This is a genomic window from Mesorhizobium sp. M8A.F.Ca.ET.181.01.1.1, from assembly GCF_004792025.1.
GTDB lineage: Bacteria > Pseudomonadota > Alphaproteobacteria > Rhizobiales > Rhizobiaceae > Mesorhizobium.
Genome location: NZ_SRTV01000213.1, coordinates 1 through 309 on the forward strand (window position 1 = coordinate 1; position 309 = coordinate 309).

Sequence of the window (309 nt, forward strand, 5' to 3'; positions counted from 1 at the left end):
CCTCACGCAAAGCAATGGAAAACCGTCGATGTTGGGATACACATAGCAGGTGTACAGATAACCGGTAATGGTCGCCATCACGCCGCCGACCACCATGTGGAGAGCCATTCTGGAGCCGCCTGGCGCTGCCGATGTCAGCGCGCAAGCCAGTGCCGCACCGATCACCGCGAAACCGCCGCTCGGCCAGTTAGTCGCGATCCAGAACCAGCCGGCGACCGCCATCACCGCAGCACAACGGACGAATGTGAACGCGACGACGAGGCGATTCGTGCGGCTCATGTAGGGCCGGGCCCCGCGCGCGCGAACCGG

General features: G+C 64.1%; 1 protein-coding gene. It reads right to left on the reverse strand.

Going from position 1 to position 309, the window contains the following annotated elements:
• A partial coding sequence (locus EN824_RS34305) for an FUSC family protein (RefSeq protein WP_189522289.1) occupies positions 1–309 on the reverse strand: 309 nt, incomplete at both ends.